Here is a 14,526-nt window from a genome sequence, read left to right as displayed (position 1 = left end):
TCAAAACTCCAAAACGATTCCGCCGGCACTTAATCCTGCACCTGTACCCAATAAAAAAACCAGATCTCCTCGTTGAATTTTTTCATTACGCACGAGATGATTCAATACTGTGGGTATTGAAGCAGCAATCTGGTTACCATGATGAGCGTAGATATCGACAAATTTATCTTCAGAAAGGTTAAGTCGTTTTCGTATATGATGCATCGCAAGCAAACTGGCTTGATGAGGAACAACCCAATCAATATCGGCCAGTGTCACTCCTGCTCGCGTCATTAACTCATCGGTCAATTGATCTACTAATTTTGAGGCTAATTTAAATACTTTTTTACCATCCATGTAAAAGAGATCAGAACGCGGATCGCGACCTGCTTTAGCAGGTGGTATCAGTGTCCCTCCAGCGATTACCTGACAATAAGTTGAACCGTTGCTGTTTGTAATGAAATGAGAGCCTAAAATACGCTGGGAACCATCGCTTTTTTCTACCAGACAAGCAGCTGCGCCATCGCCAAAAATAGTGCAGGTTTCTAAATCTGTCCAATCAATACCAGCAGAAGCAATGTCGCTTGAAACAATCAAAATTCGGTTAAATCGGCCGCCGTCAATCAGGTAAGAGGCAACATCAAGAGCGGTTATGAAGCTCAGGCACGTGCTGTTAATATCAAAACAACTGATTCCCGACTCCTCGAGACCCAGTTGTTTTTGGATCAATGCTGCAGTGCAAGGTATCAGTTGTTCCCCTACTCCACTCGCACTGATGATGGCATCAATCTCGGTTAAACGAATACCGGCCTGTTCAATGGCTTTTAATGCCGCTTGTGCTCCCATATAAGAACTTGTTTCTTCAGGTGAGGCAAAGTGTCTGGAAATAAGTCCAGATTTTTTTTCCACCGTACCAGGAGGCAAACCTAAACGAACATCCAATTCTGTAGAAAGCACCTTGTTCAGAGGTAAATAATTACCGGTTCCTGTGATTTTAATGGCTGGCATAGACTATCCTTCTTCAAATAATAAATTAGTCATTGGTAATCCTCTGTTTTTTCATAAAAATCAGAGTCGTTAGCGAAAAAATACCGACTCAATTGAGCAAATCCATAAAACATGACTTGAATTCTATTTGTTATAAAAAAGAGCAAACAAGCACCAATGTTTTTGAAAAACAACACGGAGCTTGACCAGGCTCGATATAAGCTTTTCCTGTGATAGGTACTATAGCCATGCAGGAATACTCTTGATGAGCAAAATACACTTGGGGCATGACATCTGTTTTTATGCAATTGAACCAAGGGATGTGTCAAATTGGCACTGTCATTTAAATTAGAAGGATATCCGTCACGTTCCATCATAGTTCCTGTTACAATCTTATTAGCAACCGTTATAAACTCAAGTATGTTTAGTGGCTGTTAACTACTCATAATTTTTTTCCAAAATCGCGAGACATCGAACTCTGTATAGTCCATAGTAGCTCTTGATTCTAACATTAAAAACTAAAGTATGTTACAGCTAAAACATCCTTTTTCCTGAGCTTCCCTTTCAACTTGTTGTGCCTGTAATTCTGCAAGTTCCAGTTCTAATTGGCGCGTTTTTTCTTCAATAAAATCAATCTCGGTTTGTTTATTTTTAGTGCTTTCCTCAAATTGTTGCAACTGATTTTGGATAGTCCCCTAATAGCTCCATACAATCCTCACAAACGCACCAAGCAAAATGTTCAGAATTAAAACAATTTTATCAGGGGATCATTAAGGAAAAATTAACACATCGTTCATTTTGTTCCATTCGAATGCGGTTTACCTGGTCAGAGTTTGATGTGCCACACAAACCTACTTTGGTGATTAGGTATCAACTTTTAGTGTCTATTGATAGTTCATCTCTTTACCTCAACTTACTACACTTTATGTCTGTTCTTAACTTATAATGCGTCCATTAATCGATTCCGCGCATAAAACTCAAAATGTAGGGTAAGCAAGTCATTGTTAACGGCCCCTGGTAGAATGATCCACCTCTTGCCCTTCAAAGCCAGAAATTGTAATTGATAACAAGATAGTTAGGTAAGCATATAAAATACGGTATTTTGTCGACAAATAAATGCATACATGCATTTTGAGGTGTTGGTACTTAAAGTTTAATTGTTGGTTGCTTCCGGACTTTTTTGCTTTTTTTTTGCCTTGAAAAGTGTTATCTCTTGCATTTTTTATCGATTTGATGGAGAATATAAGTACAAAATATGAACAAAAGAGCCATAAATGAATCGAAATACAAATAAAATGCCTACAAACCATTTGATCGATCAAATTCCCGGTTATTTTTCTATTTTGGATATCAATTCCAATTTTATGTTCGGGAATTCAATTTCTCTACAAGTATCCGGCTTTCAAACCTTGGATAAAATGCAGGGTTACTCTTATTGCGATATGAAATGTAAAGCGTCCGAGGAACATGAAGAATTTTATCGTCAGGATAGGCTGGTTATCCAACAACAGAAAACATTAAGAATTTTAGGTAGTTATTGTTACCACAATGATAATTGGCGAATTATATACGGCGAAAAATTCGCACTAAAAAATGAAGACAATGAGTTAACTTCTATTGCCCAGCATTTTTATGATGTCACTCATACCAATGTTTTTAATTTAATGCTGCTTTATGAATTTGAGTCGTTGTCAAAAACCCAATCAAACAAGGCATTGGGTCAAAAAAGTTTTATCATCGAAGATAACTATCCCGAGCTCAGTCTTTCTGAACGAGAAACGGAATGCTTTTTTTATTTGTTAAGGGGGCATTCAGCAAAAGCCGTAGGCACGAAATTGAATCTGTCGGTTAGAACGATCGAATCTTATTTGGAAAATATAAAAAATAAACTTAGTTGTTCGAGTAAAACAGAACTGATTGAGAAAGCATATTCTTTAGGGTATTTGCACATCATTCCTAAAACGCTCTTTCAACTCAATGCTGGCCTGGTGTGAATGTATCTTTTAAACACATTCCACCTCGCAACATTCCTAGATAATTATTGAGGCATGTTCTGATAATTGAGTAGTTTATATTCATGCTTGGCTGTTACCCAAAGTACCAGCACGGCTTTCCCATTAGAAATGTGACGCCTTTCCGAGCGTAGCGAGGAATCTCCTGCAAGGTTGCACGATCCCATTAAAATGCGGCCAATAAAATCATATCAAGAGTTGAGTCTCCCCAGCCAGCCTTTTTCTGCAGGTGCCTAATGCTCATATCCTTAAATTTCTTTTTGGTATTTAGTAACCTGTTAAAATAATATTCCGAACCATCTCCATATTTTCAGGAGCATGATCTTTGCGTACGCGAGAATCCTCTTCACGTAATGCAACGTCCAAGACCCAATGTAGACTGTTCTCGACAGCCCAGTGACTACGAATAGTCTAAGCAATTTGTTTCGCATTTGCAGCCAAGCTGCTGATAAAGTAGCGCTGTTCTATGGCTGTATGTCCACCGGAAGAAACACGTGATTCAAGCATAATAACGGTTTTTAAATCACGCCAACTCTGAGCTCCACATATGTTAGCGCAGATAACAACAAATAATAGTTCCGTTAAGGGATACAATTTCTTTCTATCAATTCTTGGATCTTCGAGCGTGTCGAAATGATATAAAAATCCAGGTACATCTTCTGATAACATCATTAAATTCCTTGTAAAAACAAAGAGTTTAAAAGGTAATGATAATTAATGCATTAATTCAGATTGTGCCAATTTGCAGGAGATTCCTCGCTACGCTCGGAAAGACGTCACATTTTTAATGGGACAGCCGTGCACCTGAATTCTGAATTACGTCGTTCCCGCCCATTCTGAGTTATCAACGAAGCCATTCTCTGCAGCTCCTATTGAGGCGGAAAATTAATGACCCGCTTTGCGCATTTTGCAAAGCAAGGTCAAAAGAAAAGGGATAAATGGTTAAAGGGTTAAAGCCCGAGAACACCGAATACCAATTCGAGCGCCCTTATTGGTGGTACTGCGAAAGCTGCCGCCTAGGAACTGGTACCACGCAGTGTTCAATGGATTGAACGAGTTCTCGGTAGAACTCCAGTAGAAGCCTGAACTTACCAGCCCAAGAGTAGCGCTTGGAATCAATACATTTTCATAGAGTTGCTGTTGAATATTAGTACTCCCAGAAGTACAGATAGCGCCAAGCGGCCCCCACTCACAAATGGCTGGCAAATACCAATTGGTGTAACAGGTATTAGGGGAAGTACAGGATGTAGCCCCTGCTGCGTTAACGGACAACAAACTGCATAATCCTGCAGCGTAATTAACTAATGGTATGGGGGATGCACCGTTGTAAGGCGGGCTGCTGAAATTTGTAGTTAATGCGCTGATGATGGCTGCACTATTGGCACTGCCATTATTCGCACCTTGAGAGCTGGTTTCGTATAAAGCAGAACCAATACTTGTTCCCCCCCCCCCCCAATTAGGAGTTGCTAAAGAAACCGATGTTTGTCCTGGATAAGTGTCCCCGACTGCTGCCGTCTTTCCACCTATACTGCCTGTATTTGTTGTTGTGTCATCTATGGAATAGATGAAGCCACCTTGATAAATACAACCATAACTCAGGACATAGACATTTACTAACGCAGATAGCCCGCCATCTGCTGTCACACTGACACTCCCTTCAGGCTGCACCCCTGTAGTGCACAGAGTACTGCTTGCATTAGCGCTTGCTATGGCTCCAGGGGTGACAGTAATCACACATTGTCCGCCATTAGCAGCAATAGTAGCGCAACTGGAGGGCGACACTGAGGCATCAGGGGGCAACCCAGAAGAACTAACCAATACATTAGTAGCTTCACCGGAACCGGTGTTGGTTATCGTAATCTGGCGTGGAGTTCCGGTTAATGCATTGTTTTTTTGTGCACAATCAGGAGACATTGACGCGGCAGGGCAATTCACCGAAAGCCCAAGCGTGGACACGCTTGGTGTCAGTGTCACTGTACCGAAGGTAACATCTACCGTGTGATTGGCGGTGATATTGGTTAATTGGTAGGTAGAGCCACCCTGTTGAGCCGGAGCACCATCAACCAGCCACTGACCCACTCCATAATTAGTATCAGGTGTCGCAGTGAAAATTAGTGAGGTCCCGGGGTTCACCGTTTGAGAACCGCTGGGGCTAACCGATCCATTGATGCCTGCAGAAGAGGTAATCGTATATTGTTGCACGGGAGGTGTTTGCGTCAGGCGAATAGCCAGACTATTCGCCTGACTTGGTTGATAGCATTGGCTGGAATTGTCCTGGTCGCAAAGTATAGGGCCTCCAAACACATCTCCATTTAAACCACTGCCAGCCACGGTCAGGGTCAAGGTACACGATTGATGATATCCTAAGGGTGACGTGCACCCTGATGATGTAATGCCCTGAATAGGCCTAATCGTTAGTGTATGGGATTTATGCGATTGATTGGTGACCGTGTATTTGACGGTTGCCATTCCTGAAGAACTCACACTCACCGAAGGCGGGTATCCTGATAGGGGTGCAAAAGTCCATACAGATGCCCCCGCCCAAGCCGTATTCATTAGCACCAATCCGCCAGTCATTGTAATCAGTGAATTTCTTAAACGACGTGCTTCCATTCTTTATGTCCTTATGCAATATAGGTGAGGTAAAATAAAATTCCGTTAGTGTAGAAACGACTGAGTAGCACACTTAGGGGGACAGGCCTTGCTCTTGGCTAGGGGCCTTACCAGGGGGCAACAAGCAAGGCCTGATCTTGAGCTTTCCCTTAGACCTGGCGCTCCAAAAATACAGGAGATACTAACTCCCTCCCCTTTAATATCCTATAGTACTGAACATGAAGGAAACTGAAAAGAAGGCTAAGAGGATTTTTTTGAACTTTTACTACCCGACCTCACAGAAATACTTTTATCAATGCTAAAATGGAAGCAGAAAGCCGCTTCGTTCAAGTGTGGTTATAGATTCCCGCTTGTAAGTAATGGCTTCTTTGATAACTCAGAATGGGCGGGAACGACGTAATTCATAATTCAGGTGCGGAATGTGGGTTATAATGAGCTGCTATCGCGCGAGGGATTGGATCGACGAGGCTCAATTTACCAGGACACAAGTGCACTGCGCCGGGATGACCATTTTTTTTCATGTACAAAGAATGCGTTGCATCATCTATTGATTTATTTAATGACTTACGCTTCCAGTACACACATCCCCTTCGTCAATTCCATCAATCCAGACTTTTAGTTGTTTGGTGCGATCTTCAGTAATTTTTTCAATAAAGTAACAGTGACACATCGGCAATACTGAACCATAAGTATCTTGATACTCAGGAACGTACATGGAATCAACATAAGCGTCCTTAAACTCAATCCATTTTCTTTGGGCGCTGACAAACCTGTCTATAAAAACCTTGTCTGATTTATATTTAACCAAAACTTGTTGGTACACCTGATTCAACTCATTATCAGCTTTTTTCAATGCCTCGCAGGCTTCTTTATTTAAATCAAACTGAGTATCTGCTCGTGCAACAGTCATGGCTGCCAGCATAAGAAACACAATCAACAGGTTGTTCCGTACCGTCATGATTCACCGCTCCAATTAGCTTAATTATTAATCACCAATGATGCTTTCCTTTTTATGATGTTGTGCCAAAGTCTCATCAAGACTGGCTGCTTCAGTTAATGCAGCAACGTTCTCTTTTGTAAAAAAACCATCAAATCCATGGCAGCGCTCAACATACTCTGTAATTAAAAGGGAATATTGGGAATGCTTGGAGAATATCTGTTTTAAATCAGGTGAATCGGTGCATGCACCAAAAACCTGAGCTAAAAATTTAATGTCCATTTCATCACGCAAAGTTTCAATGACATAATCAATATTTTTTTTACCTGAAGGATGATCACCATCAACTACCTCATAAGCAATGTGATGCATTCTTCTGCCATAATTAAGAACAAAAGTTTCTGTAGGCATAGGTAAATTTTTAAAAGAATTCACCATAAACGATATGTTATTTGCAGTAAACACCTTGGCTGGTGATCTGATGTCATCTCCATGAGGAATACGATTGACATTTGTTGAGGAATTCATATCAGCGATATTATAGGCACCCCAAAAATAATATTTTGAAAGGCACAAAAACTCCAATATGGCATCCTCTCTCTCCCCGGCCAAAATACGTGTTGCCATATGATCTATGCCTTTGAGCAATCCTTTTGTGCCATTATCCTGACTCATCTGATCCGCTTCATTTAAAATGTGTTCCTGCTTTTTTGTTAAATAAAAGCGCTGACCTAATTCTAAATTATCCAGGTCAAAAATAGAGTTTTCAATGTACCCAACACTATTGTAGGTAAAATCAGACATGCGTGTAAAAACCATGTGTTTATTGCAATAAAATTTGTTTTCAGCATGTGCTGCATCATGAAACCTAAAACCATGAGAACCTAATATATTGAGGGTTTCTTTCTTATTCTTGCATTGATAAATTTCACCCACGTAACGGGCATTAAATTTTTCTCGCGAATTGGGATACATTTTATTAAAGCGAGTAATATCATCTTTAAAATTTGGGTCAAGCGGCTCTAAAACCAGCAATGCAGGGGATTGTTTTGTATTGATTAAACAATATATTTTATGAGTGTCGCTAATATAACTCTTTGCATAACGATATGGAGTCATCGAGTACAGCTCGGTCAGATACTTTATTGCATCACCTGTTTGCACCTGAATAACAACGGCGCACATATCGCCAAATAATTCCTCTAGTCCGGAAGCGATTCGTCGTTCATAAATTTTAACTTTGTATTCATCAAAATAGTCGGAGTTTTTCTTATCGCCTTTAGGCTTATAATGCAGTGGATTAATCATACTCATCTCCATAATCGGGTGATTAATTACTACCAAACAATATTCTAATTATATACTCTTTTCTGATTTTATCCGGAAATGGAACAATTAAGGTGATGATAATTCACTTTTATAACCTAAAGTCATTATAATGAATTTTTTAAATCGATAAGAATTTATAAATGGACGCGTTATTTGTATCAATTGGTGTCGTTGCTTTGGCTGAAATCGGCGACAAAACTCAATTACTTGCCTTGATATTAGCATCACGTTTCCAAAAACCTCTTCCCATAATTCTTGGTATTCTGCTTGCAACCCTAATTAATCATGGACTGGCGGGAGCGGTAGGTATGTGGATTACTCATTTAGTTGATCCGGTAATACTACGCTGGATACTCGGCCTGTCGTTTATTGCTATGGCCATTTGGACACTAATACCCGATAAAATTGAAGAAAATGAAACGCATTTGGGGCATAGCCTGGGGGTATTCGGTGCGACCTTTCTTACCTTTTTTCTCGCAGAAATGGGAGATAAAACCCAGATTGCAACCGTTGCACTAACCGCTCATTACAGCGCACCATTATTAGTTATTGCAGGAACTACCTTGGGGATGTTATTGGCGGACGTTCCGGCTGTTTATATAGGTAACAGGTTTGCTACTAAAGTCCCTCTAATGCTGGTGCATTATTTCGCAGCGGGTATTTTCCTTGTTATGGGTATTTTTTCTCTCTTTCTATAAAAGACCAGATGACTGATCTCGAAAGTATTACAAGGTTACCTCGTACTGTAATTAGAATTATTTTGAGGCTCATCATTGGCCTCAACATTCTCTTCGTGCTCTGAGGTTAATTCTGACGCTGGCTCAACTGCACCATTTTTCATATCCACCAAGCCAGCTTTAAAAGACAGTGATTTTTCAATATGCCTCATTTGTTGTTCCAATTTTATCTCACGGTAAGTTGAGATTATGTTGGCTCCAGTGACCAGGCTTTCGCTAACGGAGGACACTACCCTTTGGACAAAACGCTTAAACTTAAGCAGGAAGTTTTCACCCTCTACTGCAGAGCCTATAGTATCAACAAAAGTCGAGTTAGAAGGTAAGGATTTAACCAAATCAGCCCGCTCCTCTATAGGAGACTCTCCATTTTCCAAAACACGAGTTATGCCGTTTATATAATCTTTTACATTTTGGTTTTCGGCAGGTAAACGGTCAGCAAATTTACTGAGTCTAAAATGGCCCTGATACACGATCCTGTAGGGTTTTACAGAATTCTCATTAAATTCATGCAAGCTTTGAGCAAGTTCAGTTCCAATATCACTGGCAGCCATAATGGACTCTTTATTCGTATTATAAAATGCTCTGATAGCCTGTTCATATTGCTGAATTATGGGTTTATCTAAAAATGAGCTAGCCAGTATTTTCCTTAACTCAACTTCAAATTGATCATCAACTAATAGCTCGACTACATCCTTGAGATCTTTGGCTTCAAACGATTTAATCTGTTCATTTAGAAATGCAATTTTATCTTTTTTAATTGCAATAAGCATTTCAAAGTCAGGATGTGAAGGCATTAGTTTCAATTTCATCTCAAGGTCATCCAGTTCCTGTTGAGTTTGCTCTAAAAGAACATTAAGGAAGTAGGCTTCATCTACTAACGCAAGCTTGTCCTCAAAAATCATATCCAATTCCAGGGCAGAAGATAAAAAAAACTCATCAACTACTGCGATTCCCTGATTCATTAAGGCTCCTGGTTTTAAGCCTAAAAGATCTTCCGTTTGAGATAGTTTTTGTATGTATTCTTTATAAGCAACTTCTTTTATTGTTCTGTACTCAAGAGTCACCAGTGCATTCATCATTCCGGCAATTTCACCAGACTGTGCACCGACTCTGAATAATTGCTTTGATAACTCCTTAAATACACTGTAATTTTTCCTGGATATAAGTGAATTGTTATTCAAAAGTTGATTTAAACGAGTCACCTCATTCTGCATGAACTCCGGATCTGCGAGCTGTTCTCGAGAAAAGCCCCTGAGCGTCTCCTGTTGTGCATTAAAAAAATAAGGATATCGGTTAAGCAAGTAGACTCTGGCATTTTCTAATTTAGGTGATGCGGAATGCAAATATTTAAGTCCCAACTTGATTCCTCGTACCGCTGTTGAACTTCCTTCAGCAACCTCTTCGGTTGGATGTTCCTGTTCATTTGGTTCAACAGGTATTGGTGGGTCATTCAAATCAGCAGGTCTTAATATTTCCACTTTTGCACGCTTTAACACATCTCGTAATTCCGCAGTGTCTTCTTGATCGTACTCAATGTTTTGCACTACTGAACTAAAACCAACTATTTGGGTAATTAACTTTCCATAATGCGCTTTTATCTCTGGAGAAACATCACTCAATACACTCTTAAGTTGATTGATCTCGTTCTGTATCTCCATAATTTTTTTAAGCTGAGAAACCAGGCTGTCAGTGTAACTCAATTGCTCAAATCGATTTAAGGCTTGCTCTAAATGATATAAACCATTGTCTATCATTTTAATCTGACGAACCATAGCGGGGTCGTTCTCGCCGATGTCGTGTAAAGGCTGTTCATCAGGCTTAACCAAATAGTTTAACACATGGGGCGACATCTGATTTTTCGTGATTTGATGAAACTGTTCTTTAATCAACCGGGCATATGAGGACAACTTCAACTCCTGCACAGATGAAAACATACCGCGTGCTGAATTAGTTGACGATGATTGAGTTGATATTAATTCACCAGGTCCTAGCAATCTACGGCTGGATTGCTCAAGAATAAAACGCTCCTGTGTTTTAAATCTTAGTTCTGTGTCAGATTGAAGAAGCTCCTCTGGCAACGCATCAGGTCTTAATTGAATTCTCGCTTCGTCGATAACCTGAATATTTAATTCATGTAATTTACTCTGCTCCTCCAGATATTGATGAACCAATGGCTCTTGATTCAATAATTGGCTCACGGTTAGTTGTATTTTCTCAGCCCCTTCTGCCTGGGGGCTTTCAAGTTGATTGAGTCCATTGACCAACGCATTAGATAACTCGGTGTTTATATGGGACATTGCTTCTTGAACAGGAGCAAATGCTAATCTTAATTGGGCGAGATCTTCTGTCTTAAGATCACTCAGTAAGCCCTCTTTGTATTGTTGAAGGATGTCAAAAAATGTGCGAGCACTGAGTTTCTGCTCTTCATTGTGAAATTGATCCATCCAAATCTGTTCTTTAATTTTTTGGAGATTGGCATCCCTCTTACTGGATAAATCAGAAGAAAGAGGAATCATGTTAAGATTGGGATCATCCATCGATACAATTTGTTCATTGAGTTTACGATTAATGGCATTGATTTCTGTCACGATAGCCGATGAAAGAAGACCTGAATTTAAATAATTTCGAACCTCTAACTCATCAATTAATGAAATAAGTTGCGGATACTCGCGCTCCATCCATTGTTGATATGCTTCTAGCGTTTTCTTTTGCAGCTTGTTGCCTTCATTATTGATTTTTTTAAACAATTCAATGAACGAAATCAAGGCATGTGTGCCTCGAACATAATTGAAAAATGTACCTTTTTTTTCAAATAACTTCTCGGCTATCAGGGTAATTGAATCAATTTGATATTGAGTTATTTTAACTTTACTTTCATCTCTAATGATGTTGGGATCCAATGCTCTTGACAAGGAGTTTAACATTAATGGGACTTCAGAAAACAAGTTAACCAAAGAAGAGGAATCAGATACATGAACACCATCTGATTGGAATAAATTAAGACCTCGCCCTATATAACTACCTACGCTTTTAGCGGTGCCTTGAAGGGTAAATTGATTTATCCAGCCTGTATTTTTAACGAGATTCTCAGCTCCTTTTATCATAGGCTCAATGAAATCATAATTATTTTTAAGTAGCCTGCTGACTTCTGGAGTTGCATTACGTAACAGTTCTACTGACTTGTAAATATGAGAAACCGCCACCATGCCTTGATGAGCCAAAACCATTTTATCTATAGTTGAAACAGAGCCTGTATTCATTTTATTAACGACCTGCATCGCTGACTCTGCATAGTACATACTGTTTATTACTCTTTTTATTGCAACTATCTGGGGCGGTTCTTGATCAAAATTAACAAATGGAACTCCATCGGATTGAGGAACTAAAAAACGAGCCAAAGGGGCTGTTAACGAAGACTGAAGGTGAGCCAAAAATTGTGATCTCGCTTCAGCAATTTGCTTTGCATAATCCACAAAACCCGGTGGAGTTACTTCAACTGTCGATACGTCAACTGGTGCTGCCTCGACTGTTGCTAACTCCTCCGTTATTTCCTCAACTGTAGTTTCCTCTTGGGCTGTTGTGTTAGCGGCACTCTCCTCAGCAGAAGGATTTGTAGATAGTTCTAATTGTTGTAATCTTCCCGCATCAGACATATCCGAAGATCGGTAGTTGAGACCCGATAAAACTGTACTAAACGCTGTAATTTCACTGATAACAGGCGCCAAGGTGCTTCGAGCTGCAGGTGACAGTGCAGTTAAAGTATATTTTAACTGATAACTTGATTTGGCAATTGCAATAAATAACTTTGCTTGGCTTATAACACCAAAATTACTGTTAGCACTTTCAAAATTCAACAGAGAATTCTGCAAATTTAGCAATTCATTTTCAAGCTTTTTAATATGAACAACAACTTCGGGTTCATTGTTATCAATCCTGTATGGAGGTTGCCCGGTAAAATAGGTATTATTCCCATCAGGGAGATGACGACTCAATAATGTTCTGATGTTTGTTCGGACCTCTGCGACTTTTTCTGATAAATGCAATTCTTGCAGATAGGTGATATTACCGCGTAAATTGTTTAACGAAGTCGCCTTGACAGGAATGAGATCTCCAGGATGAACCTGTTCTTTTGCAGCAGGTTGTTTTACGTACTGTCGTAGGGCTTGACTTCGATTCTGCACTCGCTCATCCAGAGTAGTTTGATCTGTTAATCCAGCTTGTTCATCCAATTTAGCCCGCGCTGATTCAGCAATAGTGAATTTTAAATGCTCAGCCTGAATTTTCTCCACATAAAATTGGTGCATTGGCACTTCCTGAAGAAACAAACTATCGATCTCCCCTCTTTTGACAAATCCACTTACATAATTGACTGCTCCTGCAGCCAAACTCCACCATGAAGATGAGGAAGATGTGGGACCTGCCATATTGAGTACATTAGTGAGTTTGTTTTCGAGATCCAGATTGGAATGGGCCAAGGCGAATTGAATGTCGGGATAAATTTGTCTTAATTCAACCCGATCAGCTTCTAAAATATCGGCAAATGATTTTCCCTTGTACTGTTCCAACAGGTTAAAAAAGCGCCCAATGGATTCAATATGATTACTTGCTGTAGCAATAGCCTGTAAATTTTCAATTTGACTGCTTTGAATGCTGTGCTCTCTAATTGGTTTTAAAGAATCCATAGTCTGAATTCGTTCATCAATATCAAGAGTAGATTCGGAAAGCTGCTTGTTAATCTCCTTTGCAAGGCGGTCAGCTGACTCACATAAAGCGGAGCTGAGCAAGCCTGATTTCAAATAGCTCTGACGCTCAAACTGATCAACAGCCAGAATGAATGGACCTAAATACTGATTTGACCAGGAGATATATTTTTGTATCGAGTCTCGGGTAAATTCAAACTCATTCTCTTGAACAGTTTTTAACCACCCAAGTAAACCATTAATTGCGTTGGATTCAGCCAGACTTTTTGCACTTAATTTTTGAATAAATAAATTCCCTTCAAGGTCGTTTAACAAGGAAATAAATTCTTGTGCTCTTTGTTGCTTTAACTCTGGAGATAACTCTGACTTTTTAGAATCAGATGCAACATTCATTAGTCGATTTAATTTGGAAAATGCATCTAAAAGTGGATTGGGTTTCGTTCCTGTATCTGTTGGTACGGGCCCTATCAACTCAGTACCTTGATTGATGAGATAACTTGCTTGCTCAGTGACTTCCATCTCAGCAAATTCACTCACCCAACCCGAACTTTTGATTGCATCATAAGTTGCAGTAATTACCGGTTCAATTAGACTGTAATTGTCAGCAATGATCGCTTGTATTTCAGGGGTTGCATCATTCAGAGAGGCCAGTGACTTATATACCTGCGTTATAGCTTGATAATGTTGTTTCGCCCCTGTTATCTTGGCTCTTAAGCTCGAGTTATCTGTAGTTTCCCAGATTTTAAAAGCTTCCTCAGCATGATACAGAGCATTAATAACCTTTTTAATAGCGGCGATTTGAGCAGGATCGTCTTCTATACGCACAAAAGGCACACCAGCTTGTTCCGGTTTTAATTGTTCAGCCAGACAGGTTTCTAATTGATTTTGCAAAGATTGGAGTAGCGAGTTTCTAGCCCTGTTAATTTTGACTGATAAGGGATCAACAATTGGAACAGCATCAACCGGGTCAGTCGAATGTACCTCGAGATCAGATTGAGCTTCACCTTCCAAAGATTCTGTAGTTCCTGGATTGGACATGCTGCTACCCCTCACTGTGTTAATTAAATTATAGACCTATGAGTGGTGTATAGTTTTATTATATAGCAATATGGGTTTTATATACACACATTATTAATTTTGTTTTCTGTACATGACAAAAATCTTCTAGCACGATATTCTTTAATATATGGATATTTTTGATCCACATTAAATGATTACAAAAAAAATGAAAA

The 14,526-nt window shown here is 39.6% G+C and carries 10 protein-coding genes; 2 read left to right on the top strand and 8 right to left on the bottom strand.

Annotated elements, in window-relative coordinates; genetic code table 11:
• The 3 genes from ELY21_RS10585 to ELY21_RS15625 form a co-directional block, all read right to left on the bottom strand.
• A complete protein-coding gene (locus tag ELY21_RS10585; protein ID WP_127109340.1) occupies positions 1-987 on the bottom strand; it encodes a beta-ketoacyl-ACP synthase III in 987 nt (328 codons plus the stop codon).
• Between the two features lie 29 nt (positions 988-1,016).
• Positions 1,017-1,343: a hypothetical protein gene (locus tag ELY21_RS10580; protein WP_127109338.1), complete on the bottom strand. Its 327-nt coding sequence runs from the start codon at positions 1,341-1,343 to the stop codon at positions 1,017-1,019.
• Positions 1,344-1,484: 141 nt separating this feature from the next.
• A complete protein-coding gene (locus ELY21_RS15625; protein WP_158618550.1) occupies positions 1,485-1,643 on the bottom strand; it encodes a hypothetical protein in 159 nt (52 codons plus the stop codon).
• Between the two features lie 597 nt (positions 1,644-2,240).
• Here ELY21_RS15625 and ELY21_RS10575 point away from each other — a divergent pair.
• A complete protein-coding gene (locus ELY21_RS10575) occupies positions 2,241-2,960 on the top strand; it encodes a PAS and helix-turn-helix domain-containing protein (protein WP_127109336.1) in 720 nt (239 codons plus the stop codon).
• A gap of 429 nt (positions 2,961-3,389) precedes the next feature.
• On the opposite strand, the gene ELY21_RS10570 is transcribed toward ELY21_RS10575, so the two are convergent.
• The 4 genes from ELY21_RS10570 to ELY21_RS10555 all read right to left on the bottom strand — a co-directional run bounded on the left by ELY21_RS10570 (position 3,390) and on the right by ELY21_RS10555 (position 7,836).
• Entirely contained in the window at positions 3,390-3,650 is a 261-nt protein-coding gene (locus ELY21_RS10570) for a transposase family protein (RefSeq protein WP_127109334.1), read from the bottom strand.
• A 270-nt stretch (positions 3,651-3,920) separates the two neighbouring features.
• The gene (locus tag ELY21_RS10565; protein ID WP_127109332.1) at positions 3,921-5,591 is read right to left on the bottom strand and encodes a hypothetical protein; all 1,671 of its coding nucleotides are present in this window, start codon (positions 5,589-5,591) and stop codon (positions 3,921-3,923) included.
• Positions 5,592-6,147: 556 nt separating this feature from the next.
• Positions 6,148-6,549 (bottom strand): lysozyme inhibitor LprI family protein, encoded by a 402-nt coding sequence (locus ELY21_RS10560; protein WP_127109330.1) that lies wholly within the window; start codon positions 6,547-6,549, stop codon positions 6,148-6,150.
• A 27-nt stretch (positions 6,550-6,576) separates the two neighbouring features.
• Entirely contained in the window at positions 6,577-7,836 is a 1,260-nt protein-coding gene (locus ELY21_RS10555; RefSeq protein WP_305036020.1) for a hypothetical protein, read from the bottom strand.
• Positions 7,837-7,997: 161 nt separating this feature from the next.
• Here ELY21_RS10555 and ELY21_RS10550 point away from each other — a divergent pair, with 161 nt between their 5' ends.
• The gene (locus ELY21_RS10550) at positions 7,998-8,555 is read left to right on the top strand and encodes a TMEM165/GDT1 family protein (protein WP_127109328.1); all 558 of its coding nucleotides are present in this window, start codon (positions 7,998-8,000) and stop codon (positions 8,553-8,555) included.
• 35 nt (positions 8,556-8,590) lie between these two features.
• Here ELY21_RS10550 and ELY21_RS10545 read toward each other — a convergent pair whose 3' ends face one another.
• The gene (locus ELY21_RS10545) at positions 8,591-14,332 is read right to left on the bottom strand and encodes an SdhB (RefSeq protein ID WP_127109326.1); all 5,742 of its coding nucleotides are present in this window, start codon (positions 14,330-14,332) and stop codon (positions 8,591-8,593) included.
• Positions 14,333-14,526: the final 194 nt, after the last annotated feature.

The sequence above is a fragment of the Legionella sp. km535 genome (genome assembly GCF_003990085.1).
GTDB lineage: Bacteria > Pseudomonadota > Gammaproteobacteria > Legionellales > Legionellaceae > Legionella > Legionella moravica.
The sequence above is the reverse complement of the archived record's forward strand: the minus strand, read 5'-3'. Positions and strand labels throughout refer to the sequence as shown.

Excerpts from the sequence above, each read along its gene's own strand:
- ELY21_RS10585 (WP_127109340.1), bottom strand. The coding sequence starts at position 987 with ATGCCAGCCATTAAAATCACAGGAACCGGTAATTATTTACCTCTGAAC.
- ELY21_RS10580 (WP_127109338.1), bottom strand. The coding sequence starts at position 1,343 with ATGATGGAACGTGACGGATATCCTTCTAATTTAAATGACAGTGCCAAT.
- ELY21_RS10575 (WP_127109336.1), top strand. The coding sequence starts at position 2,241 with ATGAATCGAAATACAAATAAAATGCCTACAAACCATTTGATCGATCAA.
- ELY21_RS10570 (WP_127109334.1), bottom strand. The coding sequence starts at position 3,650 with ATGATGTTATCAGAAGATGTACCTGGATTTTTATATCATTTCGACACG.
- ELY21_RS10565 (WP_127109332.1), bottom strand. The coding sequence starts at position 5,591 with ATGGAAGCACGTCGTTTAAGAAATTCACTGATTACAATGACTGGCGGA.
- ELY21_RS10560 (WP_127109330.1), bottom strand. The coding sequence starts at position 6,549 with ATGACGGTACGGAACAACCTGTTGATTGTGTTTCTTATGCTGGCAGCC.
- ELY21_RS10555 (WP_305036020.1), bottom strand. The coding sequence starts at position 7,836 with ATGATTAATCCACTGCATTATAAGCCTAAAGGCGATAAGAAAAACTCC.
- ELY21_RS10550 (WP_127109328.1), top strand. The coding sequence starts at position 7,998 with ATGGACGCGTTATTTGTATCAATTGGTGTCGTTGCTTTGGCTGAAATC.
- ELY21_RS10545 (WP_127109326.1), bottom strand. The coding sequence starts at position 14,332 with ATGTCCAATCCAGGAACTACAGAATCTTTGGAAGGTGAAGCTCAATCT.